We start from the raw sequence: 25,507 nt of genomic DNA on the forward strand, positions 1-25,507 counted from the left end.
CGCGGATTGACTCTTGAGTCAATCGCGGGTTGACGCGGCGCATCACCGCCCGTTAGATGGGCCTCACTCGTCGTCTTGGGAGGGTGAGGCACACATGGCAAGCGAGAAGCGTAACGGTCACCGCAGGGTGGCCATCGTCCGCGGCCTGCGGACCCCATTCGTCAAGGCGGGCACCGTCTTCGCCGGGCTCACCGCGCTGGATTTGGGCCGCATGGTGGTCCAGGAGCTGGTGCAGCGCTCGGACCTGGACCCGAACCTCATCGACCAGTTGGTGTTCGGCACGGTGATTCCTTCGCTGACGGCGCCGTCCATCGCCCGCGAAGTCGTCATCGCCGCGGGCCTGCCGATGAAGATTGAAGCGGCGACGGTGACGAAGGCCTGCGCGACGTCCATCCAGGCGATGACGACGGCGGCCAACTCAATCGCGGTGGGCGAGGTGGACGTGGCCATCGCCGGTGGCACCGAGGCGATGTCGGACGCGCCCGTGTTCACCAGCCGGCCCCTGGCGCACGCGCTGGCGGCGGCCTCCAAGGGGCGCTCGCTGCCGGAGAAGCTCAAGCCCTTCCAGAAGCTCAAGGCGACGGATTTGGTTCCCGTGCCGCCCGCCATCGCCGAGTACTCCACGGGCCTGTCCATGGGCGAGAGCGCGGAGAAGATGGCCAAGGAGAACGGCATCTCCCGCGACGAGCAGGACCGGATTGCCCTGGCGTCGCACAAGAACGCGGCGGCGGCGTGGAAGGACGGCCGCTTCGACGACGAGGTGATGCACGTGTCGGTGCCGCCCCGGTACGAGACGACGGCGACGCGCGACAACATCATCCGCGAGGACTCCACGCTGGAGGCGCTGGGCAAGCTCAAGCCGGTGTTCGACCGCAAGTACGGCACCGTCACCGCGGGTAACGCGTCGCCGCTCACGGATGGCGCCGCGGCGCTGCTGTTGATGAGCGAGGAGCGCGCCCGGGCGCTGGGGTACGAGCCCTTGGGCTACCTGCGCTCGCACGCATACGCGGCCACGGACCCGGGGGACCAACTGCTCCAGGGGCCGGTGTACGCGGTGCCCACGGCGCTCAAGCGCGCGGGGCTGAAGCTGTCGGACATCGACCTCGTCGAGATGCACGAGGCCTTCGCCGCGCAGGTGGGCAGCAACCTCCAGGCGCTGGCGTCCAAGTCGTTCGCGAAGAAGGCGGGCTGGAGCGAGCCGGTGGGGGAGATTGACCGGGAGCGGCTCAACGTCACGGGAGGCTCCATCGCCATTGGTCATCCCTTCGGGGCGACGGGGGCGCGCATCGTCACCCAGGCCCTGAACGAGCTGAAGCGTCGGAACAAGAACACGGTGATGTGCACCGTCTGCGCCGCCGGCGGCCTGGGCGCCGTGGTGGTCCTGGAGCGTGCGTGATGGCCATCAAGCTTGAAGAGCTCGAGGCGAAGCAGGGCTTCTCCCTCTCCGTGGAGGACGGCGTCGCCGTCGTCTCGTTCGACCTGCCGGACTCGGCCGTCAACACGCTGTCCCCCGAGGTGGGCGCGGCCTTCACGCTCCTGCTGGAAGAGGTGGAGCGCGAGTCCCACGTGAAGGCGGTGGTGCTCATCTCCGGCAAGAAGGACAGCTTCGTCGCCGGGGCGAAGATCGACTACCTCCAGACGCTCAAGACGGCGGAGGAGGCCACCCTCATGAGCCAGCAGGGGCAGGCGGGCTTCGACCGGCTGGAGGCGTTCCCCAAGCCCGTCGTCGCGGCCATCCACGGCGCATGTCTGGGCGGAGGCCTGGAGTGGGCGCTGGCGTGCCACTACCGCATCGCCACGGACAGCCCCAAGACGACGCTCGGCCTGCCGGAGGTACAGCTCGGCCTGATTCCCGGGGCGGGTGGTACGCAGCGGCTGCCCGCGCTCATCGGTGTTCAGGCGGCGCTGGACCTCATCCTCACCGGGAAGAACGTCAAGCCGTCCAAGGCGAAGAAGCTGGGCATCGTCGACGAAGTCGTGCCGACGCCCATCCTCCGCGCGGTCGCGCTCCAGCGCGCCCGGGAGCTGGCCGAGGGCACGCTGAAGCCCGAGCGCACGCACGGCCAGGGCTTCAAGGCGGTGGGGCAGAAGAAGGGCGTCGCGGGCTTCTTCCAGGGGCTGGCGAACAAGGAGCTGTGGGCGGAGGTGGCGTTGGAGGACAACCCGCTGGGCCGCAAGGTCCTCTTCGACCAGGCACGCAAGCAGCTGCGCAAGAAGACGCGGGGCAAGTACCCGGCGCCGGAGAAGGCGTTGCAGGTGGTGCGCGCGGGCCTGGAGTCCGGGCGCAAGGCGGGCCTGGAGGCGGAGGCGAAGGCGTTCGGCGAGCTGGTGATGTCGGACGTGTCGAAGCGGCTGGTGGAGGTCTTCTTCGCGACCACGGCGCTCAAGAAGGAGAACGGCACGGCCGACGCCAGCGTGAAGCCGCGCGAGGTGAAGAAGGTCGCGGTGCTGGGCGGCGGGTTGATGGGCGGCGGAATCGCCTACGTGGCCGGCGTGCTCCAGGGCGTGCAGGTGCGGGTGAAGGACAAGGACGACGCGGGGACGAGCCGCGCGCTGAAGCAGGTGCAGGGCATCCTGGACGAGCGCGTGAAGCGGCGCTCACTCACGTGGCGCGAGGCGGCGGCGAAGCAGGCGCGAATCACCGCGGGCACCGACTACAGCGGCTTCAAGGCGGCGGACCTGGTCATCGAGGCGGTGTTCGAGGACCTGAAGCTCAAGCACCGCATCCTCGCGGAGGTGGAGGCCGTCACCGGCCCCGACGCCATCTTCGCGTCCAACACCTCCAGCATCCCGATTACGGAGCTGGCCAAGGGCAGCCAGCGGCCGGCGCAGGTCATCGGCATGCATTACTTCAGCCCGGTCAACAAGATGCCGCTCTTGGAGATCATCACCCACGCGGGCACGGCGGACTGGGTGACGGCCACGTGCGTGGAGGTGGGGCGCAAGCAGGGCAAGACGGTCATCGTGGTGAATGACGGGCCGGGCTTCTACACCTCGCGCATCCTCGCGCCGTACATGAACGAGGCCGCGCACCTGCTGGCCGAGGGCGCCGACATCGCCGCGCTGGACAAGGCGCTGGTGGAGTTCGGCTTCCCGGTGGGGCCGATGACGCTGTTGGACGAGGTGGGCATCGACGTGGCCCACAAAGTCGGGCCCATCATGGAGGCGGCCTTCGGCAAGCGCATGGCGGCGCCGAAGTCGCTGGACGGCGTGGTGGCCGATGGCCGGCTGGGTCGCAAGAGCCAGAAGGGCTTCTACGTCTACGAGAACGGCAAGAAGAAGGAAGTGGACCCGACCGTCTATGCCCTCCTGCCGCATGGCAAGGAGCGCAAGTCGTTCGATGCCTCGGAGATGGCGGAGCGGCTGGTGTTGCAGATGGTGAACGAGGCCATCCGCTGCCTGGGCGAGGGCATCCTCCGCAGCGCGCGCGACGGTGACGTGGGCGCCATCTTCGGATTGGGCTTCCCGCCGTTCCTCGGTGGGCCGTTCCACTACGCCGACAGCCGTGGGCCGGCGGAGGTGCTGCGCAAGCTGGAGCACTACCAGGACAAGCTCGGTGAGCGCTTCACGCCGGCGCCGCTGCTGGTGGAGATGGTGAAGGCGGGCAAGACGTTCTACCCGCGCTGAGCCCGTGGCCGCCGGGGTGGGGGAGCGTGACTTCCCACCCCGGTGCTTGACCAGGGCGGTGTTCTAGGAACAGCCTGCCGCCCGAATGGCCCGCTCCGCGTCTCGCACCATCGCCCTGGTCGTCCTCGTCGCAGTCCTGCTGTGCAGTGCCGCCGCGGCGGCCGGGGCGTGGCGCTACTTCCACAAGAATCCGCAGAACCCCGTCGTCCGCCTGGACGAGTACGTCACCATGGGTTGGGTGGCGTGGGACTCGAGCTGGTACATGCGGATTGCCCAGGAGGGCTACCAGTACACGCCGGGCGAGCAGAGCTCGGTGGCCTTCTTCCCGCTCTATCCGCTGCTCATCCGCGCGGTGGAGACGCTGGGGCCCAACGTCTATCAGGCCGGGGTGCTGATAACGCTGCTGTGTGGCCCGCTGGCGCTGCTCATGTTCACGCGCTGGGCGAAGCTGCTGACGGATGACGACACGGCGCTCAAGGCCGGGCTGCTGATGGCGATGTATCCCTTCACCATGTACTTCTACGGCGCCATGTACTCGGACGCGCTGTTCGTCCTGCTGGTGGTGTCGGCCTTCCTGTTGTTGGAGAAGGGGCACCTGGCGCCCGCGGTGCTGGTGGCGGCGGTGGCGACGGCGGCGCGGCCGGTGGCCCCCGCGGTGGTGCTGGGGTTGTTGGTGCGGCGGCTGGAGTGGAAGCACGCCCGGGGCGAGAAGTGGGGCGTGGTGGACTTCATGCCGGTGCTCTCGGGGTTGGGCTTCGGTTGTTACATGCTCTTCCTGTGGCACAAGTTCGGAGACCCGTTCGCGTTCGTGAAGGTGCAGGGCGCGCAGGGCTGGGAGCAGACCCCCGGCTGGCACACATGGCTCAAGGTGAGCTGGTTCGAGCGCGTGGTGCTGAATCCCTCGGACAAGCGCGAGGCATTCCGACTGGCGGCGCACGCGTTCTTCACCTTCCTGGCGCTGGCGCTGGTGTGGCCCACGCGCAAGCTCTTGGGGTGGGGCTATGCGGTGTATGTGCTGGCGATTGTCGGCCTGCCCGCGTGGTCCACGAAGGACTTCATGGGCATGGGGCGATATCTGCTGTCCTCGTTCCCGGTGTTTCTCACGGGAGCGCTGTTGTTGAGGCAGCGGCCTCGGGTGCTCCAGGGTGCGCTGGCGGTGGGTGCGGTGTCGCTGCTCGTGTTGTCCTGGGCCTTTGGCGCGGACTACTACATCTCATGAGCACGCTCCTCGAGCAGGCCTTGGCGCTGTACTCCGGGCTCCCCGCCGCCGAGCGTTTTCATGTGCATGCGCGTGCGTCGTCCGCGCCGCTGCTCGCGGTGGCCGAGCGGGTGTCGGGTGGCACCGTGGCGGACCTCGGTTGTGGGCACGGTCTGCTCTCCGCGCTGCTGGCGTTGGCGGAGCCGAGTCGCACGGTGCACGGCGTGGACCCGGACCCGCGCAAGGTGGAGTGGGCGCGCCGGGCGCTGGCGGGAGTGCCCCAGGTGAAGCTGTCGGAGGGCACGGTGGAGGACGTGCTGGCGCCCGCGCTGCCGGGAGCGTGTGACACGGCGGTGGTGTGCGACGTGCTCTACCTGCTGCCCGAGGCGAAGTGGCCCGCGTTCCTGCGCACGGTGCACGGGCTGCTCAAGCCAGGAGGGCGCTTCCTGCTGAAGGAGGTGGAAGGGGATGGCTCCTGGAAGCACCGCAAGGCGCTGGCGCAGGAGTGGGTGATGGTGTCGCTGCTCGGGCGCACGAAGGCGAGCGGTGGAATGGTGCTCAAGCCTCGCGCGGAGATGACGGTGCTGCTCGAGGACGCGGGCTTCGTCGTGCGCGACGTGGTGGACCTGGGGCGAGGCTATACGACACCCCATGTGCTCTATGTCGCGGAGGCGAGTGCTCCGTAGGTCGTGCCGCGACGGAGCAGGGTGGCCGCCTTCCGTCGTGAGGTCACGTCCGACGCGGTGCAGGTTGACCGCGCGCTGAGTCTCTGCGGCGAGCGTCGCGGATGTCATGCCGCGTTGCGGGCTGCTCCCGCTGGTGCGCTCTAATTCGCGGAAGCGAGAGTCGCGTAGCTATGGAGCTGGATGCCCCGCTCGGTGAGGCACGCCCTCACGAGAGGGCTGGTGAGGGCCGCCAGCTCCGCCTGCCAGCCATAGCGCCACGCTGGGTCCTCCGGCACATGCGGAGCGCCCTCACCAGGGTGACAACCCAGCTCGAAGTCTCCCGAGGGCAGTGCGTCCAGAGCGGCCAGCAACGCCGCCTCGTCCAGTCGCCCCGCCTCGAACACGCCGCCCGCGCTCACCCGGCGCACTCCCTGGGCCGCACGAGGCGCGGTGCGCGCCAGCACCGTCAGCAGCGTCGTCTTCAGCGCGGGCCCAGGCGTCCGCAGCCACCGCATACGGGGCAACGCATCCGGCCAGCGCAACGGCAGCTTCTCCCGCGCGGCCAGTGCCTCCACGAGAGGCCGGATGCCCGGAAGCACATGCAGGTGCTGGTGCCCATCCAGGTGGTCCACCGCCACGCCCAGCGCGCGCGCCCGCCGCAGCTGCGCGTCCAGCTCCAGCGCCACCTCCTCACGCCGGACCTTCCCCATCAACCAGTCCCTCGCGAAGTCCGCCCAGCTCCCGCGCAGCCTTCCCCCGGGCGCCACCGTCCTCACCGCATGCGCGGGAGCGGCCGGAGTCAGCCGGGTGGACAGCGCCAGATGCAGCCCCACCGCGAGCCCTTGAGCCCTCGCGCGGTCCGCCGCCTCCGACGCCGTGGGCCCCATCGCCAGCAGCGTGGCGCTGGTGACGATGCCCTCGCGATGCGCGCGGAGGATGCCCGCGTCCAGCGACGGGTGCAGCCCCAGGTCGTCCGCATTCACTACGAGGCGCGTGGGGCGTGAAGTCACGGCGGGCTCTCAGCCCCGCGCCGTGCGGCCGGACACCGTGCGCAGCGGCTGCACCGACGGCGGCAGGCGCACCGGCTGCGTCGGCGGCGCTGGCGTGCGCGTCTCCGGGTACAGCTTCACCAGCTCCTTCACCATCTTCACGATGACCGACGGCGAGGCCAGCGTGGACACGCCACGCGTGCGCGGGAAGTAATCCACACCCATCTGGAACACGCGGAAGCCCTTGCGGATGGCCTTCACCACCAGCTCCGCGTCGATGAACGAGCCCTGGCTCTTGAGCTCCATGGACTCCAGCACCCGGCGGTGCATCACCTTGAAGCTGAAGTTGACGTCCTTGATCTGGATGTCGAACAACGCGCGGATGAGCATGTTGTAGACGAACGAGTAGACGATGCGCTTGGGCCCCTCGCTCGTGCGGTCGAACCGGAAGGCGCAAATCATGTCCGCCTCCAGGTAGTCCATCAGGTGCAGTGAGCGCTCCAGCTCCCGCAAATCCCACGGCAGGTCGATGTCCGAGTAGACGACGATGTCCTTCGTCGACGCCGCCAGCCCCGTGCGCATCGCTCCACCCAGCTTCAGGTTCACCGGATGGTTGATGACCCGCAGCTGCGGAATCCGCTGCGTCATCGCCTCCGCCAGCTCCTGCGTGCGGTCCGTCGACGCGTCGTTGACGACGATGATTTCGAAGTCGTCCGTCAGCTGGGAGAGCGCCTCCACCGCGCGCCCCACCGCCCGCTCGACGTAGTCCTCCTCGTTCCATGCGGGAAGGAAGAGGCTGATGCTGGGGTACTTGGCCACGGAGGACCTCGGGGTACGGGGGGACTGCTCGGGCGGCTCGGTACCAAGCCCCGGGTCCTAAATCAATCATGGGACTCCCACCTGAAATCACCTGTGTGGTACCGTGGAGTCACCATTTTCCGGGGATACTGTGACCATCAGGCCCTGCACCTTGTTGGTGGTGGACGAAGCGGAATCAACCCTGGCCCGGCTGGCGCGGGCGCTCGGGCCGGACGACTTCTGCCTCCGGCTCGTCTCTCCCGGCCCCGAGGTGGGTCGGCTGGCGCGGGAGGTGGACCTGGTGGTGTGGGTCGCCCGCCCGCCTGGAGAGCCGCCAGCCCGGGACTGGCTCGACAAACTGCTGGCCCTGGAAGGACCGCCAGGGCCTCCCGTGGTGGTCCTGGCAGATAGGGAAACCCGGGCCTTTTGGGTGGGTGCGCTGGCCCTGGGTGCCGAGGTCGTCTTTGACCCATGGGATGCGGAAGAACTGCGGGCCCGGGTGGGCAAGAGTCTGCGGACCCAGGCCCGTCTGACTCAGCTATCCAACCAGGTGGGTGAGCTGCAGCGGCTGTCTTCGACGGATGGTTTGACGGGGGTCCACAACCACCGCCATTTCCAGGAGCGGCTGCGCGAGGAGTTCCGCCGGGCGCAGCGCTACGACGACCCGCTGGCGCTCATCCTGTTGGACCTGGACCACTTCAAGCAGGTGAACGACAGGCATGGCCACACCACGGGGGACGGAGTGCTCCGGGAGGTGGCCGCCACCCTCCAGGCCAGCGTGCGCGAAACGGACCTGGTGGCTCGCTACGGGGGCGAGGAGTTCGCCGTCCTGCTACCCCGTACCCACCTGACGGGGGCCCTCTCGGTGGCGGAGCGTGTGCGCCGCGATTTGGCGACCTTACGGGTAGGGCCGGATGGAGCACTTCAAGTCACGGCCTCCCTGGGCGTCTCCAGTTTTCCCCACCGCACCGTCCTCAGCCCCGAGCAGCTCCTGCTCACCGCCGATGAAGCGCTCTACCGGGCCAAGGACGAGGGGCGGGATCGCATCTGTCTCCACTCTCAAATGCCCCTCTTGCCGCCCTCCTCGTCGCAGGGCGACTGACCTGGGTCAAAGACCCTGGGTTGATATTGACCCGGCAATAGGGGATGAGTCTAGGATGACCCCGGCCCCCGATTGTCGGGGAGTCGAATCATCTCGTGATTCCATGGGTTTGCAGTGCCCCACCGGCTGGCAAACGCATTGCAAATGTCATGGGACGGAAAGAATCCCATGGGACCCCTCGCCGCACAGCTCCCGAAGCCCGAAGCCGCCCCGCGCGGCCGGCTGCTGCTCGTGGACGACGAGGAGAACATCCTCAAGTCCATCCGGCGGGTGCTGCGTCGAGGTGACTGGGATATCGAAACCGCGACGGACGCCGAACAGGCGCTGAGGACGGTGGAGGAGTTCCGTCCCGAGGTCGTCATCTCCGACTTCCGCATGCCCGGCATGAACGGGGTGGAGTTCCTGACGCGGGTGAAGCAGCAGGAGCCGCGCGCCCAGCGCATCATGCTCACGGGTCAGGCGGACCAGCAGGCCATTGAAGAGGCCATCAACCGCTCCGAAATCTTCCGCTTCATCTCCAAGCCCTGGAACGACAGCCACCTGGTGCTGACGGTGAAGAGCGCGTTCGAGCAGTACGCGCTGCAGGCGGAGAACGAGCGGCTGTACCGGGTGACGACGGCGCAGAACGCGGAGCTGAAGCTGCTCAACGCGGACCTGGAGGAGCGCGTCGCGCAGCGCACGCGGATGCTCAGCCAGGCCAAGCGCGAGTGGGAGCTGTCGTTCGACTGCATGGAGACGCCGCTGTGTGTCGTCCGCGGTCGCGACTTCGCGGTGCGGCGGGCGAACCTGGCGTATGCGCATGTGGCCGGGCGCTCCATCGAGCAGATTCCGTCGGACGTCGCCTGCTATCGCTACCTCTTCGGCCGCAACGAGCCGTGCACGGGGTGCCCGCTGCCGGCGGCGATGGAGAGTGGCAAGGGCGCGCGGGGTGAGGTGCAGCAGGGGGGCCGGACGTACGTGGTGGCCGCGTACCCCATGGCGGGGGATGAGCGGGTGGTGTGCACCTATCGCGACGTCACCGAGGAGCAGGCGATGACGCGCCGGCTCATCGAGACGGAGAAGATGGCGGCGGTGGGGCAGCTGGCGGGGGGCGTGGCGCATGAAATCAACAATCCGCTGGGCGGAATCCTCGCGTTCGCGCAGCTCATGTCGCGCGACGCGGGCCGCGACGACGCGGACCTGGAATCGTTGGGACTGATTGAAGAGAGCGCGCTTCGCTGCAAGCGCATCGTCGAGAGCCTGCTGAAGTTCAGCCGGCACAGCCGCGTGGAGGACCGGCGGCTGTTCGACTTGTCGCGCTGCGTGGAAGACGCGGCGGTGCTCTTCCGCGCGCAAATCAAGGCGACGCCTCGCGCGGTGCTGTCCCTGGGTTTGAAGGAAGGGCTCCCCAAGGTGTACGGGGACCCCGGCACGCTCGCGCAGGTGGTGCTCAACCTGCTCCAGAATGGCCTTCAGGCGCTGCCCAAGCGCGAAGGCAAGCTGACGCTGGAGACGGGCCGCGAGGGAGACCGCTGCTTCTTCGCGGTGTCCGACACCGGCTGCGGAATCGAAGAGCGGCACCTGCCGCGCATCTTCGAGCCTTCCTTCACCACCAAACCCCCCGGTGAGGGCACCGGGCTGGGTCTGTCCATCGCGTACCGCATCGTTCAGGACCACGGGGGCAGCTTCCACGTCGACACCCAGGTGGGCGCCGGCTCCCGTTTCACCGTCTTCCTGCCCATTCCCCTGCAGCTCGAGAGGTTGCCGTGAACCAAGTCAAGCGCGCCAAAGTCCTCGTCGTGGATGACGACTCCGTCGTCCTCAAGGCCGTGACGCAGATTCTCCAGCGCGAGGGCCACCCGGTGGTGGCCATTGATGATGCGGTGGAAGGTCTGACGGCGGCCAAGGACCCGTCCATCGACGTCGTCGTCCTCGACATCAAGATGCCGAACCTGTCCGGCATGGACCTGCTCCGCGGAATCAAGGCGGACCGTCCGGATGTGGAGGTCATCATGATGACGGCCTTCGCCACCGTGGAGACGGCGGTGGAGGCGGTGAAGGCGGGGGCGTACGACTACCTCACCAAGCCCTTCGAGAACATCGACGAGGTGAGCCTCACGGTGGCCAAGGCGGCCGAGCGCAAGGCGCTCAAGGACCGCACCCGCGCGCTGGAAGAGGCGCTCACCGTGCGCAGCCAGTTCGAGGACCTCATCGGCCAGTCGCCGCAGATGCGCTCGGTCTTCAAGCTGGTGGAGACCGTCAGCCACTCCACGGCCACGGTGCTCATCCAGGGCGAGAGCGGCACGGGCAAGGAGCTGGTGGCGCGCGCCATCCACTACCGCAGCTCGCGCAAGGACAAGCCCTTCGTCGCCGTCAACTGCTCGGCGCTCACGGAGACGCTGCTGGAGAGCGAGCTGTTCGGCCACATCAAGGGCAGCTTCACCGGCGCCACGGGCAACAAGAAGGGCCTGTTTGAAGCGGCCGACGGCGGCACCATCTTCCTGGACGAGATTGGCGACGTGCCTCCCGCCACCCAGGTTCGCCTGCTGCGCGTCCTCCAGGAGGGCGAGGTGAAGCGGGTCGGCGCCAACGAGCCCGTCAAGGTGGACGTGCGCGTCATCGCCGCCACGCACGTGGACCTGTCCCGCGCCAAGGAGCAGGGCAAGTTCCGCGAGGACCTCTTCTACCGCCTCAACGTCATCACCATCGACCTGCCGCCCCTGCGCGACAGGCCGCAGGACGTGCCGCTGCTCGCGCACCACTTCCTGAAGCTGTACGCATCCAAGGCGGACAAGAAGGTGGCGGGCATCTCTCCGCGCGCCATGGAGGCCCTCACCTGCAACCGGTGGACGGGCAACGTGCGCGAGCTGGAGAACGTCATCGAGCGCGCGGTGGTGCTCACCAGCAACGAGGTCATCGACGTGGAGGACCTGCCGCCCGGCTTCCAGTCGGCGCCGCAGGCCGACTCGGCGGTGGAGGTCTTCTCGCTGGCGCACCTGCCGTACGCCCAGGCCAAGCGCCTGGCGATGCGCGCCTTCGAGCGCCGCTACCTGTCCGCGCTCCTGGAGAAGAACAACCAGAACGTCTCCAGCGCCGCGCGCGCCGCGGGCGTGGACCGCTCCAACTTCCGTCGCCTCCTCAAGCAGTACGAGGTGGCCGGCCGCTCCATGAAGCCGCGCGTCCTCAAGGACGACGACGTCGACGGAGTCGAGCCGTTGGAAGCAGCCTCCTAGTTCAACCCTCTTCGCCAGGCTCGCGGACGCGCTCCGCGAGCTGGCGTTGAATCGTCTCGTAGCGCTCGGCCAGCTCCGCCTCGAGCCCGTTCCGGGTGGGGGTGTAGAAGCGCCGGGCGCGCAGGGCCTCCGGCAGGTAGTCCTCCGGGACGTAGTTGCCCTCGAAGTTGTGCGGGTACTTGTAGCCGCCCCCGTAGCCCAGCGACTTCATCAGCTTCGTGGGCGCGTTGCGCAGGTGCAGCGGCACCGGCAGCGCGCCTTCCTTCGTCACGGCCTCGCGCACGGCGGTGTACGCGGCGATGACCGCGTTCGACTTGGGCGCCAGGGCCAGGTACGTCACGGCCTGGGTGAGGGGCAGGGTGCCCTCGGGCAGCCCCACGAGCTGGAAGGCCTGCAGCGCGTCCACCGCCACGCTCAGCGCGCGCGGGTCCGCGTTGCCGATGTCCTCCGAGGCGAAGATGACCATGCGCCGGAGCACGAAGAGGGGGTCCTCGCCCGCCTCCAGCATCCGCACCATCCAGTACAGCGCGCCGTCCACGTCGCTGCCGCGCATGGATTTGATGAAGGCGCTGATGACATTGTAGTGCTCCTCGCCGCCCTTGTCGTAGAGCAGCGTCTTCTGCTGGAGCGCCTCCTCCGCGACCTTCCGGTCCACCTTCTCGCCGCCGTGGGCCGCGGCCACCTCCAGGCCGGTGAGGGCCTTGCGCGCGTCACCGCCGGCCGTGCTCGCGAGGAAGCTCAGCGCGTCCTCCTCCACCACCACCTTGCCGCCCAGGCCTCGTGCGTCCTCGACGGCCCGGCGCAACAGCGGCACCAGTTCCTCTTCCTCCAGCCCGCGCAGGGTGACGACGCGGCAGCGGGACAGGAGCGCGGCGTTCACCTCGAACGACGGGTTCTCCGTGGTGGCGCCGATGAGCGTCACGGTGCCCTTCTCCACGTGGGGCAGCAGGGCGTCCTGCTGCGACTTGTTGAAGCGGTGGATTTCGTCGATGAACAGGAAGGTGCGCTGGCGATTCAGGTTCCAGCGCTCCTGGGCGCGGGCCACCGTCTCGCGGATGTCCTTCACGCCGGCGAGGACGGCGGACACCGAGTCGAAGGCGGCGCCGGTGGAGCGGGCCACCAGCCCCGCGAGCGTCGTCTTGCCGGTGCCCGGAGGTCCCCAGAGGATGAGGCTGGGGACCTGGTCGCTTTCGATGGCGCGGCGCAGGAAGCGACCCTCTCCGGTGATGTGCTCCTGGCCGACGAACTCGTCGAGGGCCCGGGGACGCATCCGCTCCGCGAGCGGCGCCCGGCGGGCCTGCTCCTTCTGGCCGGCGTGTTCGAAGAGGTCCATGGAAGCCCCAAACCTAGCGCCCCGAAGGCCGCCTCGCCGGGGCCTCTGTCTGGTGGGCGGGCCCTCGCGCAAATCAGGGGAGCGCCCGGGTGCCCGCCTGGATTAAAAAGCCCCCGCGTGCAGACCCTCGTCATCGTCGCGAAGAAGGACAACCCGGAGGCGGTGGCGCTGGCGGCGCGTATCCGGGAGACGTACCCGCACCTCACCGTGCTGGGGGACCGCTCCCTGGCCCATGTCCTGGGCTGGCCTCGGATAGAGGACCGGGAGCTGGCGGCCCGGGCGGACCTGACGGTGGTGCTGGGAGGCGACGGCACCCTCATCTACGCGGCGCGCCTGTTGGGCGGACGCGGCGTGCCCATCCTCGGCGTCAACCTGGGCAGCCTGGGCTTCATGACGGAGATTCCCGTGGAGGAGCTGTTCTCCACGCTGGAGGAGGTGCAGGCCGGCCGCTTCCAGGTGGACTCGCGCATGAAGCTGACGTGCCGGCTCATCCGCAACGGCAGCGTGCTCATCGAGGACGAAATCCTCAACGACGTGGTCATCAACAAGGGCGCGCTGGCGCGCATCGCCGACCACGAGACGTCCATCGATGGGGTGCCCATCACCACGTACAAGGCGGACGGCGTCATCCTCGCCACGCCCACGGGCTCCACGGCCTACTCGCTGTCGGCCGGCGGGCCCATCGTCCACCCGTCGGTGGACTGCACGGTGCTGTCGCCCATCTGCTCGCACGCGCTCACCCAGCGCTCCATCGTCGTGCCGGCGGACCGGGTCATCCGAATCACCCTGCGCAGCGAGACGGCGGACACGTACCTGACGCTGGACGGACAGACGGGCCACGGGCTGCAGGGCGGCGACTGCATCGAGGTGGTGCGCTCCGCCAACCGCGTCAACCTGGTGCGCAACCCCCGCGTGGCCTACTTCTCCATCCTTCGCCAGAAGCTCCACTGGGGCGAGCGCTGAAGGGCCATCGCGTCCCGTGTTCCTGATTCTCTCGAAGGTGCTGGACCTCTTCCTGGCACCCCTGACGTGGGCGTTGCTGCTGCTCGTCGTCGGAGGCGCGCTGCTTCGCCGCAGGCCCCGGCTCTCCCGGGGGCTCACGCTCGCGGGCCTGGGGGTGCTCTACCTCTTCTCCACCGACGTGGTGTCCACGCTGCTGACGTCCGTGGCGGAGTCGGGCGCGAAGGACACGTCCGAGCCGGGCGTGACGTACGACGCCGTCATCGTCCTGGGCGGAGGGTTGGACCCGGCCGCCACGGAGCGCACTGGGCGCGTCGAGTTCAACGCCGCATCGGAGCGTGTGCTGAAGGGCTTCGAGCTGGTGCGCGAGGGGCGCGCTCGCCACGTCTTCATCTCGGGCGGCTCGTTGGACCCGCGTCCCGAGGCCGTGGTGGAGGCGGACGTGTTGTCGCGCTTGCTTCAAGAGTGGGGCGTGCCTGCGGAGCGCATCGTCACCGAGGGCCGGAGCCGGAACACGCGGGAGAACGCGCTGGAGTCCGAGCGCATCATCAGCGAGCGGGGCTGGAAGCGGCTGCTCCTGGTGACGAGCGCGGCGCACATGCCTCGCGCCGCGGGCTGCTTCGCCGCCGTGGGACTGCGGCCGGACACGCTGCCGGTGGACGCGCGGATGCCCGCCACGCGCCCGGGGAGACTGAGCTGGGTGCCCCGGGCGTCCTCCCTGTCGCAGAGCACGGACGTCCTGCGCGAGCTGGCGGGACGTGTCGTGTATCGACTCCGGGGCTGGACGACGCCGTGACGTCGGCGCCGTCGTCGAGGGCCCTCAGCTCGCGGCGCGGCGCAGCGGCACCTCCTCCACGGGCGCGGTGCGCTGGACGGCATCCGCGCGCAGCCAGGCCAGCGTCGTCAGGCGGTCCTCGTCGAGGATGCGCTGGGTGGTGACGCGGTCCGGGTAGCAGCGCATGAACATGTTGGTGAAGTGCGAGCCGTAGTGGATGAACTCGTCACGCGTGGGCTCCCGCAGCGGACGCACGCACGCCTCGAAGTGGGGCTCGTGGAAGTAGGCCATCGCGAAGCGCTCCCGCGTGTTGAGGGCGACCTTGTGCGGCGTCGAGAGGAGATAGCCCCGCGTGAGGAACTGGAGGATGTCTCCGGGAAAGACGGTCAGGACATCGGGCACGGGCTTCACGAAGGTCCACGGTTCCTCGTGCTCGTACATGCCCGCGGAGCTCTCGCCCGGCAGCCAGTTGCGGAGGCGCTTCTCGCCCTCCACGGGGGGGCGGATGTAGAGGCCTCCCACATCGTCCTGCGCGGCGATGACCAGCATTCCGTAGTCGGTGTGCGCGCCGATGCCTCGGGTCGCCATGGGGGAGCGGGCCGGGAAGCGCAGCACGCGCATGTGGTGCCACCCGTCTCGAGTCAGCGCCGTGAGCGTGTCCACCTCCAGGCCCAGGCCCAGCGCCACCAGACGCAGCAGGCGCTCTCCCGTGGAGCCCAGCTCGTCGGTGTGTTCCTTCATGTCGTGGCGGTACGCCTCGTCCGGCCAGGGCGCGGGGCCGTGGCAGGGCCAGCGCGACTGCACGCGCGCGTCCGTGAGGGGCACGTCCTTGCAGACGGTGAAGACCTCCGAGTAGTCCGCCTCGCCCGCCGTCAGCTCCTCGCCGGAGGCGACGTAGCCGCTGTAGGTCAAATCACTCACGCAGCGGGACTTGGCGTCGAGCGGCTGGCGGAAGAAGCGGCGGCTCGACTCGAAGGCGCGCCGGGCCTTGTCCGCCTGGGTGGGACTCATGCCGAGCTGGAAGATGCCGTCGCGCCTCCAGGCTCGAATCAGGGAGAGCCCGAGTGCGACGTCGGACTCGCTTCCACTCACGGATTGCGGCAACTGAAACGTCTCGAGCTCGGCCATGGGAACTCCCGCGTGGGGGTGGTGGGGAGCTCGCCCGGGCCGGGTTTGTCACGTCGCAGAAGAAGGGGTGCTCCGCCGGCGCGGCAGTGGAGCAATCCCTCGCGTTCATTGCCAGACACGGGGCAAAAGGCACCCAGGTTTCAAGCGGCCCGAGTGTCTGGAAGTGAATGAGAGGGGCGGGTCAATTCCAGCCAGGGCTACTTCATGGGCGGTGCGGGTCGGCGCGCGTCGGGGGCCAGCGTGCTCCCGCCCAACCGGATGATGCGGCCTTCGGGCTTCGCGCGCGGCGCGGGCTTGCCCGACTTGAACGCGTCGGCGAGCACGTCCAGTGGCGAGCGTCCGTCCTTCAGCGCGGGCGTGGTGGGCAGGCCCTTGAGCACGTCGTAGCCATCCTTGCCGCTGGTGAGGAAGTTCAGCGTGGCGAGCCGGTACGTCGCCTCGGCGTCCAGCGGCTTGCCGTTCACCTTCACGTCCACCACGCGCGCTCCGGCGGGCTTGCGCGGGTCGAACGTGAAGCGCAGGCCCGACACCTGGAGGAATCGGCCGGGCCGGGCGTCCTCGCGGGCCAGGCTGACGCCATTCTCCAGGGCCGCGCGCAGCGTGGCGCCCTTCACCTCCGCCACCACCAGCTCGTCCGTGTACGGCATCAGCGAGTGTAGATCCCTGCGCGTCATCACTCCGGCGGGCAGCACGCTGTCCGCGCGCAGCGCCCCTCCGTTGACGATGGCCACGTCCGAGCCCGCCGCCTCGCGGAAGGCATCCGCGACGAACGAGCCCAGGTTCGTCTCCCGAGTGCGCACGTGCGCGGTGAGTGCATCCAGCGCCACCGGCGTCTTGCCCACCGGCTCCGCCAGCCGCGCGAACAGCGGCCCATAGGCCTTCATGGCCTCGTTGAACCCGGCATCCTCCGGCGCCTTCTTCGTGACGGGAATCCGCGTCCAGGACGTCTTGCGAACGGTGCCCGTCGCCGGGTCCACGTCCAGCGACAGCCTGCCCAGCTCCAGCGCGTCCGAGGGCACCTTGAAGATGGGCGTGCCCGTGGTGCGGTCCGCCGCGCCCACGTGGTCATGGCCGCCCAGAATCACGTCGACCTTCACGCACTTCGCCAGTTGCCGGTCCTGCTCCAGCGGCAGGTGCGTCAGGCCCACCACCACCTTGGCCCCGGCCTCGCGCAGCTTCGCCACCGCGTCCTTCGCCGCCGCGCAGATGTCGCCGAATTGGGTGTCCGGCCCCGCCTTCGTCGAAGTCTTCGTCTCGGTCAGCACCACGCCGAACAGGCCGACGGGGATGCCTCCCACCTCGCGGACCTCGTAGGCCTTCACGCCCTCGAACAGCGCGCCCGTCTTCGCGTCCGTCACGTTGGCGCCCAGCCACGTGAAGCGCGACTGGCGGATGCGCTCGCGCAGCACCTCGTCGCCGAAGTCGAACTCGTGGTTGCCGAGCACCGCGACATCCAGGCCCAGCGCGTTCCACGCGTCCACCATGTGCCGGCCCTTGAGCTGCTGGCCGTCCACGTCGAGCAGCGACTCCACCGACGGCGACAGCGTGTCGCCTCCCATCACCGTCAGCACGTGCGGGGCAGGCGTCTCGTTCAGCACCTGCTTGCGCAGCGTGGCCACCCTCGCGAGCCCGCCCCGGTCGCCATGCTCCTGCGGCTGCACCTGGTACACGTCCGCCAGGTGGAGGAACGTCAGGCGCGTCGTCCCCTTGGGCGCGGCGGGGACGGCGGCCCTCGATTGGCTCGGAGTCAGTGCCAGGAACAGCGCGAGCGGCAGGAGCAGGACCCCACGTCGGGCCAGCGCTGTCGAGGTCGTCATCGCGAGTCGTTCTCCAGGGGCGCCCGCACGGCGCCGGGGCTCGCGGAAGTAGCGCACTCACGCGGGGAAGGCGAGCGCCCCGCCTTCACGGCCCGTCCTGACACGAGGTCAGCTCTGGAAAACGTGAATCGCTGCTGCGCCGTGTCATGACTGAAAGTTACAGAAATCACACGTAGGCGGTTTGCTCGCACTTCACTGCGGTTGCTAGGACCCGCCTTGACCCCAAGAGGAGGTTGTCACCATGCGATACAACGTGTTGAGCGCGTTGCTGCTGGCCGGTCTGTTCGGCTGCGGCGACTCCGCGCTCGAGAAGCAACAGGGCTCCGGTCAGGAGACAGCGCAGGTCGTCCAGCAGCTCACGTCATCGACGCGGCCGGGCATGGGTGCCACCGTCTATTCGGGTGGCACGACGTTCCGCACCTGGGCTCCGCTGGCCAGTCGCGTCTTCGTGGCGGGCGACTTCAGCAGTTGGGGCTGGGTGGAGCTCGGCAACGAGTTCAACGGCAACTTCTCCGCCGACGTCGCGGGCGCGGTGAAGGGGCAGAAGTACAAGTTCGTCACGCGCAACCAGTGGGGCAGCGACGCTTGGCGCGCGGACCCGCGTTCGGCGTGGCAGGAGAACTCCACGGGCGCCAGCATCATCTACGACCAGGGCGAGTACTGGTGGAACGCGCAGCAGTTCAGCACGCCGGGCTTCAACGACATGGTCATCTACGAGATGCACGTGGGGACCTTCAACGACTCTCCGGGCTTCGGGCCGGGCAACTGGAACAGCGCCATCGCCAGGCTCGACCACGTGCGCGACTTGGGCATCAACATGGTCCAGGTGATGCCGGCGTACGAGTTCGCCGGGGACTTCTCCTGGGGCTACAACGCGGCCTTCCCGTTCGCGCCGGAGAGCGCCTACGGCTCGCCCAACGACATGAAGCGCTTCGTGGACGAGGCGCACTACCGGGGCATCGGCGTCATCTTCGACGTGGTGCACAACCACTACGGGCCCAGCGACCTGCCCATGTGGTGCTTCAGCGGTGACTGCCTGGGCAACGGCGGCGAGTACTTCTTCACGGACAGCCGCAAGGTGACGCCGTGGGGTGACACGCGTCCGGACTACGGCCGTCCCGAGGTGCGTGCGTACATCCGCGACTCGATGATGAACCTGACGGACAACTTCCGCGCGGACGGTCTGCGCTGGGATGCCACGAAGTACATGCGCACGATTGACGGCTCGGGTGACATCCCGTCGGCGTGGCAGGTGTTCCGCTCCATCAACCGCGAAATCAACGCGAACAAGCCCTGGAAGATCTCCATCGCCGAGGACTTCGGCGGCGGTGACTCCATCACCAACGACGCGACCAGCGACTTCGCGGGCGGCGCGGGCTTCGACGCGCAGTGGACGGCGGAGTTCGTGCACCCGGTGCGCACGGCGGTCATCGAGCAGAACGACGCGAACCGGAACATGTTCGCGGTGCGTGACGCGATTACCCAGCGCTTCAGCGGCCGGGCCCTCTCGCGCATCATCTACACGGAGAGCCACGACGAGGTGGCCAACGGCCATGCGCGCGTTCCCGAGGAGATCTGGCCGGGCAACGCGGGGAGCTGGGCTGCGAAGAAGCGTTCCACGCTGGCCGCGGGCATCGCCTTCACCTCGCCGGGCATCCCGATGATGTTCCAGGGCCAGGAGTTCCTGGAGGATGGTTTCTTCGCGGACGGCGACCCGCTGGACTGGGGCAAGCTGACCACCTACGGCGGCATCAAGACGCTGTACCGCGACCTCATCCGCCTGCGCCGCAACTGGAACAACAACACGCGCGGCCTGCGCGGTGGCAACGTCAACGTCCACCACGTCAACAACACCAACAAGCTGATTGCGTATCACCGCTGGGACAGTGGCGGTGGCGGGGATGACGTCGTCGTCGTCGCCAACTTCAGCGGCACCTACTACGCCAGCTACAACATCGGCTTCCCCCGGGCGGGGACGTGGTACCTGCGCTTCAACAGCGACTGGAACGGGTACTCGTCCGACTTCGGCAACACCGCGTCGGCGAACACCTCCACGAACGGCGGCACCAAGGACGGCATGGCCCAGAACGCCAGTTTCGCCATCGGTCCGTACTCGCTGCTCATCTTCTCGCAGTAGCGGATGGACAGGGACGTGGGCGCCCGTTGCCTCGCGGGGCGGGCGCCTGCGTCCTCAGACGGTGTAGCGACGGCCTTGCTGGAGCGGCTCGATGACGCTGGCCGCGGTGTCGAAGTCGTCGGGGTAGTGGATGAGGCGCATGCGGGCGCGCAGACCTTCGGGCAGTGCGGCGAGCTTCTCGTAGGGCGTGTGCACGCCATAGTTCGTCTCGTGGATGACCAGGTCCGCGCGTGACAGCCAGTCGATGAGGCCCTCGTCGAAGGCGGTGTCCGCGCTGTAGCCCAGGCACCGGCCTCCCGCGTGGATGCGCAGCGCGGTGGTGGGCACGTGGTGGTAGGTCATCCGGGCCTCGACGAGGAAGGGCCCGTGCCGCACGGCCGACTCGGTGGAGAGCGGCGTGTGCTCGAAGTAGTCCTCGAAGTGCTTCGGGTTGGGAGGCTCGCCCTTCTTCTCGATGAGGCACTCCATTCCGGCGGCCAGGTGGCCCTCCCAGAGGCGCTCGGCCACGTCTGGGTGGGTGAGCAGCTCCAGCTTCTTCTTGAGCACGAAGAAGGAGAAGTAGCCCAGGCCCTCCAGTCCGGACGCGTGGTCCGCGTGCAGGTGCGTGAGGGCCACGGCGCTGACGCGGTCCACATCGAGCGGGACGCCGGAGGACAGCGATGCCTCCCGCATCATCTTCCGGATGGGGTGGGGACAGTCGACCAGGAGGACCTGGTCCTCCGCCTCCACAGCGAGACAGGACGAGTAGTAGAGGGCGGAGAAGGCGTCACCGACGCCCAGGGGAGTGAAGGACAGGCTCATGGCTGACTCCGGAGGGACGGGTCGAGTCGCTCGCGCAGCTTCGCCGCGACGGCGGGAGGACAGAAGGCCGAAACGTCCTCGCCTCGGGCGACGCGCTGCTTGAGTCCGCTGCTGCTCACCTCGGCGAGGTGGGCTTCGGCGGGAAGGAAGAGGGTGGAGATTTCAGGCGCGAGGGCGCGGTTGTTCTGGGCGAGCTCCGTCTCGAACTGCGCATCGGTGGCGCCGCGCACGCCGCGAAGGAGGACGCTGGCGCCGATGTCCCGCGCGTAGTCGACGATGAGCCCTTGGGTCCACGCCACCGTGACGTTGGGGTGCATGGCCACGGCCTCGCGCACCAGGGCCATGCGCTCGTCTTGAGTGAGCAGGGTGTTCTTGGCGGGGTTGATGGCGACGACGACGACGACGTGGCCGAACAGTCGCGCGGCCTGCCGGACGACGGACAGGTGTCCCGCCGTGACGGGGTCGAAGCTGCCTGCGTAGACGGCGATGGTCATGACGACACCTCGGGCATCCCGGGCGTCAACTCCCGGGACGGGTGGAAGGCGAGTGCCACGTAGAGGGTGCCCGCGAGGCAGAGCAGGGCGGACAGGGCGAAGTGGCCGGGGTAGCCCAGGGCCTGCGCGCTGAAGCCGCTGACAGCCGCCGCCGCGCCGGTGGCGAGCACCACGAGCGAGGCCTGCACGGTGTAGTCGGTGGCGGCGTGCTCGGGTCGGCACGCGTCCATCATCGCGGTGAAGAGGGTGGCGGTGGCCATGCCGCTGGCCACGTGCTCCACCGCGCACACGGCGGTCAGCCAGGTCATCGACGAGGGGAAGCTGGCGACGAGGGCGTACAGCAGCACCGCAGTGGCCTGGATGACGCCGAAGAGGAGCAGTGCCCGGCGTCGTCCCAGTCGCGCCACCAGGCTGCCGCCGATGAGCGCGCCGAGGAGGCCCGCCGTGAAGCCCACGCCGCCCAAGAGCCACGCGATGTCCGTCAGCGTCAGGCCCCGGTCCACCAGGAAGGTGCGCAGCATGCCCGTGGCCAGCGCCTCGCCCGCCTTGTAGGCGACGAGCAGGAGGAGCCACGTCGTGGCACCGGGCCGGCGCCACCACCACGCGAGGCCCAGACTCGCGCGAGGAGACGGCTCGGTGGGGGGCTCGCGATAGAGGGCCACGGGTACGGTGGCGACGAGCAAGACCAGTCCGAGGGCGAGGAGCGTGGGACGCCAGCCCGCCTTGTCGAACACGGCGAGCATGACGCCGCCGCCCAGAATCATGCCCACGCGATAAGCGGCCACCTGGATGCCGTTGCCCCAGCCGCGCTCGGACGGCGAGAGCAGCGTCACCGCGAGCCCATCAGTGGCCACGTCCTGCGTCGCCGCGAGCAGGTTGACGCCGAGCACCGCCGCGAGCAGCAGGCGCGTGTCCACGGTGGACTCGGGCAGCGCGAGAGACAGCAACAGGCCCGCGCTGAGGCACTGCAACGGGAGGATGTAGCCGCGCCGCAGTCCCCAGCGCGCGGAGCCGTGCCGGTCCATGAAGGGCGCCCAGAGGAACTTCAGGGCCCACGGCAACGCGAGCAGGTGGGCCAGGCCGATGGCCGGAAGCGACAGGCCCTGGTGGCGCAGCAGCACCGGAAGCGCCTGGGTGAAGAAGCCGAACGGCAGGCCCTGCGAGAGATAGAGGCTCGACAGCAGACCCAGCTTCGTGGAGGTCTTCATGCGCCCTCCCGGGCCGCCGAGGTGTCGAGGAGGCCCGCGGCCATGTGCTTCACGGTGTTCGCCGCCGAGCCCACCGGCACCAGTCCGGGCGAGCTGGCCGAGAGGACGAAGTAGCCCTGCACCGCCGCGAAGAGTCCCGCCGCCAGCGCCCGCGCCTTGCGCTTGCCCACCAGCGTCGCCACCAGCGCCTCGAGCTGCTCCAGGTCCGCGCGCACCACCTGCTCGTAGGCGGCGCGGACCTCCGGCTGCCGAATCGCCTCCGCGCTGATGGTGACCCAGCCCGCCACCGCGCTCGTGTCCGCGTCCGCGCCCGTCGCGAGGAACGCATCCAGGAAGGCGTCGATGCGGCCGCGCGCGTCGTCAACGGCGAGTCGCTCAAAGCGCTTCGCCACCCGCGCCCGAGCGCGCGCCGCGAGCTGCTCCACCAGGACGAGCAGGATCTCCTGCTTGTCGCTGAAGTGGTAGTGCACCAGCCCCGGGCTCAGCCCCGCCGCCTTCGCGATTTCGTTGACCGAGGCCCGCTCGTAGCCGCGCTCCGACATGACGCGCAGCAGTCCCGAGACGATTTGCTGTCGGCGCTCCTCGGTGTTGGACGGACGGGGCATGGTGGCCTTGTTTATTGGTTGTGTGACCAACTTATAAACAGGCGAGGCGGTGGTGTCAATCGCTCCAGGGGTGGCGAGGGAAGGTCAGCCCGGAGGGCCGAGGTCCATGTGGCTCGTGCTGATGGCCGTCCTGCGTCCGGAGACGAGCGCCTCGATTCCGACGGCGACGAGCTGTGGCACTTCCAGCGTGGGCAGGTGGCTGATGGCGGGCAGCTTCATGACGTGGAACCACGGATGGGTGGCGGCGAAGGCCACCTGGGTCTCCAGGTAGTCGTGCGCGTCCGGCTGCGAGTACAGGTGCAGGGTCGGCGTCGAGGGGCTCAGTCCAGCGAGCGCGCGCAGGGGTGAGCCCTCCCGCGAGTAGGCGGCGGCGATTTCGCGCGCGGCCCGGGCCCACATCTCCTCGGAGAACTCGAGCATGTCCTCGTGGACCGCGCTCAGGACGGCCTCGTTCTCCACGCCCCGGGTCCACTCCTGGAGCAGTTCGTCCCGGGTGCGTCCCCATCGCTCCGACATCAGGCCTCGCAGTGTCGCGAGGAAGGGAGGGGGAGGCTCGGTGACAATCCAGTCCAGCACGGCGAGCCGGGGGACTCGCTCGGCTCCCAGCTCGCGCCGCAGGTCCAACGCCCAGAAACCCGCGTGGGAGATGGCCACCGGCACCACCTGCTTCGCGCCGCTGGCCTCCACCACCGCGAGCAGGTCCTCGAGCACGGTGCCGCTGTCGAAGTCAGCCTCGCCGTGTTCGGACTCTCCGTGGCCTCGCAGGTCCACGCTGAGCACCCGGTGTCGCTCGGCGCAGAGGGGGACGAGCGGGGTGAAGACATCGCGGCGGGTGCACCAGCCGGGAATGAAGAGCAGCGTGAGCGCTCCCTGGCCGACGTCGTCATAGCGAATGCGGGCACCGTCCGCGGAGCGCACCTCGGGCATGTCTCCCCCTGTGGAACGAGGCTTCCATCCTCAGGTGGACATGAGCCCGGGGCGCGGCAGCAGGCGGGCGGGGAAGGGATGGAGGCCCGGGCCGCTCGGACTTGCCGAATCCGCTCGTCGGCGCGCCCCGTCAGAACGTCAGCAGCGTCGTCACCTTGTCGTGCCCCAGGCGCTTGTAGCCCTGGAGGAAGTCGAGGGTGATGAGGAAGCTGAAGCCGACCAGCTCGCCACCCAGTCGCTTCACCAGCTTCGCGGTGGCCTCCGCCGTGCCTCCGGTGGCGAGCACGTCATCCACCACCAGCACGCGCTCGCCCTGGAGGATGGCGTCCTCGTGCATCTCCACGCCGTCCGCGCCGTACTCCAGCGAGTAGCGCTCGACGATGGAGCGGTGCGGCAGCTTGCCCGGCTTGCGCGCGGGGACGAAGCCCGCGCCCAGCGCGAGGGCGATGGGGGCGCCCAGGAGGAACCCGCGGGCCTCCACGCCGACGACCTTGGTGAGGTGCTCGCCCCGGAACGGCGCGGCCATGGCGTTGATGACCCGGCCGAACAGGCGCGGGTCGGCGAGCACGGGGGTGATGTCCTTGAAGACGATGCCGGGCTTGGGGAAGTCGGGCACGTCGCGCAGGCGGGCGTTCAGGTCGGCGACGAGGGTGGTGTCGGGGATGCTCACGGCGGGCGCGGTCATTCGAAGACCTCCGGGTTGACGCAGTGGGGTGGCCGCCGTCCCTCCAGCGCGGCCAGCAGGTTGTCCACCGCCATGGAGGCCATGCGCCCCCGGGTGGCATGTGACGCGCTGGCGATGTGCGGCGCCAGCAGGACGTTGGGCAGGGTCATCAGCGGGCTGTCCAGAGGCAGGGGCTCGGGCTCCGTCACGTCCAGGGCCGCCCCGCCCAGCCTTCCCTCGCGAAGGGCGTCGACGAGGGCGTCCTGGTCGACGATTCCGCCGCGCGCCGTGTTGACGAGCAGCGCTCCCGGCTTCATCGCCGCAAACTCCGCGCGTCCCACCCAGTGCTTCGTCGCGGGAGTCAGGGGGACATGCAGGGTGAGGATGTCCGCTTCGGCCAGGAGCGTGGCCTTGTCCACCTGGCGGGCGCCCGTCTGGGCCTCCAGCGCGGGCTTCGGCTCGCGGCTGGCGTACAGGATGCGCATCCCGAAGCCTCGGGCCCGCCTGGCCACCGCCGAGCCGATGGCCCCAGGGCCGACGATACCCAGGGTGGCGCCGTACACGTCCGTGCCCAGGAGGAGGGTGGGGCTCCAGGTCCGCCACTGGCCTGCCCGGACGAAGGCGTCCGCCTCCGCCACGCGCCGGGCCAGTCCCAGAATCAGGGCGAAGGCGAAGTCCGCGGAGGTCTCCGTGAGGGCGCCCGGGGTGTTTCCGACCGCCACGCGCCGCCCGGTACAGGCCGGAACGTCGATATTGTCGTAGCCGACCGCCACGTTGCTGACCACGCGGAGCCCTGGAGCGCAGTCAAGCAGGCGAGCGTCCACCCGGTCCGTCAGCAGGGTGACGAGCCCCTCGGCGAGGGCCGCCTGGGTCAGCAGGGCGTCACGGGAGGGTGGCAGTTCCTCCTCCCAGACGGACAGGTCCACGTGCCTGCTCAGTCGGCCGAGGGCCTCTCCAGGGAGCTGGCGGGTCACGAAGACACGGGGGCGGACGGTCCGGGCCATGGCGAGCGTTGATGGTCTCATAGCCTGATGTCGGTGGCTGCTTCCGCTGGCCGACTCATCCAA

Annotated in this window: 22 protein-coding genes; 10 read left to right on the forward strand and 12 right to left on the reverse strand. The window is 69.2% G+C overall.

The annotated features are described in order from the left end of the window. Positions 1-94 precede the first annotated feature (94 nt). The 4 genes from fadI (at position 95) to G4D83_RS00660 (ending at position 5,511) form a co-directional block, all read left to right on the forward strand. On the forward strand, positions 95-1,396 hold the full coding sequence (gene fadI / locus G4D83_RS00645; protein ID WP_163861305.1) for an acetyl-CoA C-acyltransferase FadI: 1,302 nt from the start codon (positions 95-97) through the stop codon (positions 1,394-1,396). Then, on the forward strand, positions 1,396-3,627 hold the full coding sequence (gene fadJ / locus G4D83_RS00650) for a fatty acid oxidation complex subunit alpha FadJ (RefSeq protein ID WP_163861308.1): 2,232 nt from the start codon (positions 1,396-1,398) through the stop codon (positions 3,625-3,627). Before fadI ends, fadJ begins: the two co-directional genes overlap by 1 nt. An 85-nt stretch (positions 3,628-3,712) precedes the next feature. Then, positions 3,713-4,846: a mannosyltransferase family protein gene (locus G4D83_RS00655; protein ID WP_163861311.1), complete on the forward strand. Its 1,134-nt coding sequence runs from the start codon at positions 3,713-3,715 to the stop codon at positions 4,844-4,846. Then, positions 4,843-5,511 (forward strand): class I SAM-dependent methyltransferase, encoded by a 669-nt coding sequence (locus G4D83_RS00660; RefSeq protein ID WP_163861314.1) that lies wholly within the window; start codon positions 4,843-4,845, stop codon positions 5,509-5,511. Before G4D83_RS00655 ends, G4D83_RS00660 begins: the two co-directional genes overlap by 4 nt. 140 nt (positions 5,512-5,651) lie before the next feature. Here G4D83_RS00660 and G4D83_RS00665 read toward each other — a convergent pair whose 3' ends face one another. Both G4D83_RS00665 and G4D83_RS00670 read right to left on the reverse strand, forming a co-directional pair. After that, positions 5,652-6,500: a ChbG/HpnK family deacetylase gene (locus G4D83_RS00665; protein WP_163861317.1), complete on the reverse strand. Its 849-nt coding sequence runs from the start codon at positions 6,498-6,500 to the stop codon at positions 5,652-5,654. Positions 6,501-6,509: 9 nt separating this feature from the next. Next, positions 6,510-7,298 carry a glycosyltransferase family 2 protein gene (locus tag G4D83_RS00670; RefSeq protein ID WP_163861320.1) on the reverse strand — a complete coding sequence of 263 codons (789 nt, stop codon included), beginning with the start codon at positions 7,296-7,298 and terminating at the stop codon, positions 6,510-6,512. A gap of 130 nt (positions 7,299-7,428) precedes the next feature. Between G4D83_RS00670 and G4D83_RS00675 the strand changes: the two genes are divergently transcribed. The 3 genes from G4D83_RS00675 (at position 7,429) to G4D83_RS00685 (ending at position 11,591) form a co-directional block, all read left to right on the forward strand. Then, positions 7,429-8,379, forward strand: coding sequence for a diguanylate cyclase (locus G4D83_RS00675; RefSeq protein ID WP_176434233.1), 951 nt, complete (start codon positions 7,429-7,431; stop codon positions 8,377-8,379). Positions 8,380-8,547: 168 nt separating this feature from the next. Continuing rightward, the gene (locus tag G4D83_RS00680; RefSeq protein ID WP_163861326.1) at positions 8,548-10,128 is read left to right on the forward strand and encodes an ATP-binding protein; all 1,581 of its coding nucleotides are present in this window, start codon (positions 8,548-8,550) and stop codon (positions 10,126-10,128) included. Beyond that, complete coding sequence (locus tag G4D83_RS00685; protein ID WP_163861329.1) at positions 10,125-11,591, forward strand: sigma-54-dependent transcriptional regulator; 1,467 nt, start codon at positions 10,125-10,127, stop codon at positions 11,589-11,591. Before G4D83_RS00680 ends, G4D83_RS00685 begins: the two co-directional genes overlap by 4 nt. A 1-nt stretch (position 11,592) precedes the next feature. Here G4D83_RS00685 and G4D83_RS00690 read toward each other — a convergent pair whose 3' ends face one another. Further along, positions 11,593-12,924, reverse strand: coding sequence for a replication-associated recombination protein A (locus tag G4D83_RS00690; RefSeq protein ID WP_163861332.1), 1,332 nt, complete (start codon positions 12,922-12,924; stop codon positions 11,593-11,595). A 117-nt stretch (positions 12,925-13,041) separates the two neighbouring features. Between G4D83_RS00690 and G4D83_RS00695 the strand changes: the two genes are divergently transcribed. Both G4D83_RS00695 and G4D83_RS00700 read left to right on the forward strand, forming a co-directional pair. Beyond that, on the forward strand, positions 13,042-13,887 hold the full coding sequence (locus G4D83_RS00695) for an NAD(+)/NADH kinase (protein WP_163861335.1): 846 nt from the start codon (positions 13,042-13,044) through the stop codon (positions 13,885-13,887). Positions 13,888-13,903: 16 nt separating this feature from the next. Next, positions 13,904-14,680: a YdcF family protein gene (locus G4D83_RS00700; protein WP_163861339.1), complete on the forward strand. Its 777-nt coding sequence runs from the start codon at positions 13,904-13,906 to the stop codon at positions 14,678-14,680. Positions 14,681-14,704: 24 nt separating this feature from the next. On the opposite strand, the gene G4D83_RS00705 is transcribed toward G4D83_RS00700, so the two are convergent. Both G4D83_RS00705 and G4D83_RS00710 read right to left on the reverse strand, forming a co-directional pair. Continuing rightward, on the reverse strand, positions 14,705-15,787 hold the full coding sequence (locus G4D83_RS00705) for an isopenicillin N synthase family oxygenase (RefSeq protein WP_163861341.1): 1,083 nt from the start codon (positions 15,785-15,787) through the stop codon (positions 14,705-14,707). Between the two features lie 197 nt (positions 15,788-15,984). Then, positions 15,985-17,604, reverse strand: a complete 1,620-nt coding sequence (locus tag G4D83_RS00710; protein WP_163861344.1) for a bifunctional metallophosphatase/5'-nucleotidase — start codon at positions 17,602-17,604, stop codon at positions 15,985-15,987. Positions 17,605-17,845: 241 nt separating this feature from the next. On the opposite strand from G4D83_RS00710, the gene G4D83_RS00715 reads away from it, so the two are divergent. Further along, on the forward strand, positions 17,846-19,741 hold the full coding sequence (locus tag G4D83_RS00715; RefSeq protein WP_163861346.1) for an alpha-amylase family glycosyl hydrolase: 1,896 nt from the start codon (positions 17,846-17,848) through the stop codon (positions 19,739-19,741). A gap of 54 nt (positions 19,742-19,795) precedes the next feature. On the opposite strand, the gene G4D83_RS00720 is transcribed toward G4D83_RS00715, so the two are convergent. The 7 genes from G4D83_RS00720 to G4D83_RS00750 all read right to left on the reverse strand — a co-directional run bounded on the left by G4D83_RS00720 (position 19,796) and on the right by G4D83_RS00750 (position 25,444). Next, positions 19,796-20,542, reverse strand: a complete 747-nt coding sequence (locus tag G4D83_RS00720) for an MBL fold metallo-hydrolase (RefSeq protein ID WP_163861349.1) — start codon at positions 20,540-20,542, stop codon at positions 19,796-19,798. Then, positions 20,539-21,036: a pantetheine-phosphate adenylyltransferase gene (coaD, locus tag G4D83_RS00725; protein WP_163861352.1), complete on the reverse strand. Its 498-nt coding sequence runs from the start codon at positions 21,034-21,036 to the stop codon at positions 20,539-20,541. Before coaD ends, G4D83_RS00720 begins: the two co-directional genes overlap by 4 nt. After that, on the reverse strand, positions 21,033-22,244 hold the full coding sequence (locus tag G4D83_RS00730; protein ID WP_163861355.1) for an MFS transporter: 1,212 nt from the start codon (positions 22,242-22,244) through the stop codon (positions 21,033-21,035). The genes coaD and G4D83_RS00730 overlap by 4 nt, the downstream gene beginning before the upstream one ends. Next, positions 22,241-22,849 (reverse strand): TetR/AcrR family transcriptional regulator, encoded by a 609-nt coding sequence (locus G4D83_RS00735; RefSeq protein ID WP_163861358.1) that lies wholly within the window; start codon positions 22,847-22,849, stop codon positions 22,241-22,243. The genes G4D83_RS00730 and G4D83_RS00735 overlap by 4 nt, the downstream gene beginning before the upstream one ends. An 84-nt stretch (positions 22,850-22,933) precedes the next feature. Further along, positions 22,934-23,776 carry an alpha/beta fold hydrolase gene (locus G4D83_RS00740; protein WP_163861361.1) on the reverse strand — a complete coding sequence of 281 codons (843 nt, stop codon included), beginning with the start codon at positions 23,774-23,776 and terminating at the stop codon, positions 22,934-22,936. Positions 23,777-23,906: 130 nt separating this feature from the next. Then, entirely contained in the window at positions 23,907-24,461 is a 555-nt protein-coding gene (locus tag G4D83_RS00745) for an adenine phosphoribosyltransferase (protein ID WP_163861363.1), read from the reverse strand. Beyond that, positions 24,458-25,444 (reverse strand): 2-hydroxyacid dehydrogenase, encoded by a 987-nt coding sequence (locus tag G4D83_RS00750; RefSeq protein WP_163861366.1) that lies wholly within the window; start codon positions 25,442-25,444, stop codon positions 24,458-24,460. Before G4D83_RS00750 ends, G4D83_RS00745 begins: the two co-directional genes overlap by 4 nt. Positions 25,445-25,507 lie beyond the last annotated feature (63 nt).

The sequence above is a fragment of the Myxococcus eversor genome, from assembly GCF_010894455.1.
Classification (GTDB): Bacteria; Myxococcota; Myxococcia; order Myxococcales; family Myxococcaceae; genus Myxococcus; species Myxococcus eversor.

Coding starts and splice junctions, on each gene's coding strand:
- fadI (WP_163861305.1), top strand. CDS start 95: ATGGCAAGCGAGAAGCGTAACGGTCACCGCAGGGTGGCCATCGTCCGC.
- fadJ (WP_163861308.1), top strand. CDS start 1,396: ATGGCCATCAAGCTTGAAGAGCTCGAGGCGAAGCAGGGCTTCTCCCTC.
- G4D83_RS00655 (WP_163861311.1), top strand. CDS start 3,713: ATGGCCCGCTCCGCGTCTCGCACCATCGCCCTGGTCGTCCTCGTCGCA.
- G4D83_RS00660 (WP_163861314.1), top strand. CDS start 4,843: ATGAGCACGCTCCTCGAGCAGGCCTTGGCGCTGTACTCCGGGCTCCCC.
- G4D83_RS00680 (WP_163861326.1), top strand. CDS start 8,548: ATGGGACCCCTCGCCGCACAGCTCCCGAAGCCCGAAGCCGCCCCGCGC.
- G4D83_RS00690 (WP_163861332.1), bottom strand. CDS start 12,924: ATGGACCTCTTCGAACACGCCGGCCAGAAGGAGCAGGCCCGCCGGGCG.
- G4D83_RS00705 (WP_163861341.1), bottom strand. CDS start 15,787: ATGGCCGAGCTCGAGACGTTTCAGTTGCCGCAATCCGTGAGTGGAAGC.
- G4D83_RS00710 (WP_163861344.1), bottom strand. CDS start 17,604: ATGACGACCTCGACAGCGCTGGCCCGACGTGGGGTCCTGCTCCTGCCG.
- G4D83_RS00715 (WP_163861346.1), top strand. CDS start 17,846: ATGCGATACAACGTGTTGAGCGCGTTGCTGCTGGCCGGTCTGTTCGGC.
- G4D83_RS00720 (WP_163861349.1), bottom strand. CDS start 20,542: ATGAGCCTGTCCTTCACTCCCCTGGGCGTCGGTGACGCCTTCTCCGCC.
- coaD (WP_163861352.1), bottom strand. CDS start 21,036: ATGACCATCGCCGTCTACGCAGGCAGCTTCGACCCCGTCACGGCGGGA.
- G4D83_RS00730 (WP_163861355.1), bottom strand. CDS start 22,244: ATGAAGACCTCCACGAAGCTGGGTCTGCTGTCGAGCCTCTATCTCTCG.
- G4D83_RS00735 (WP_163861358.1), bottom strand. CDS start 22,849: ATGCCCCGTCCGTCCAACACCGAGGAGCGCCGACAGCAAATCGTCTCG.
- G4D83_RS00740 (WP_163861361.1), bottom strand. CDS start 23,776: ATGCCCGAGGTGCGCTCCGCGGACGGTGCCCGCATTCGCTATGACGAC.
- G4D83_RS00745 (WP_163861363.1), bottom strand. CDS start 24,461: ATGACCGCGCCCGCCGTGAGCATCCCCGACACCACCCTCGTCGCCGAC.
- G4D83_RS00750 (WP_163861366.1), bottom strand. CDS start 25,444: ATGGCCCGGACCGTCCGCCCCCGTGTCTTCGTGACCCGCCAGCTCCCT.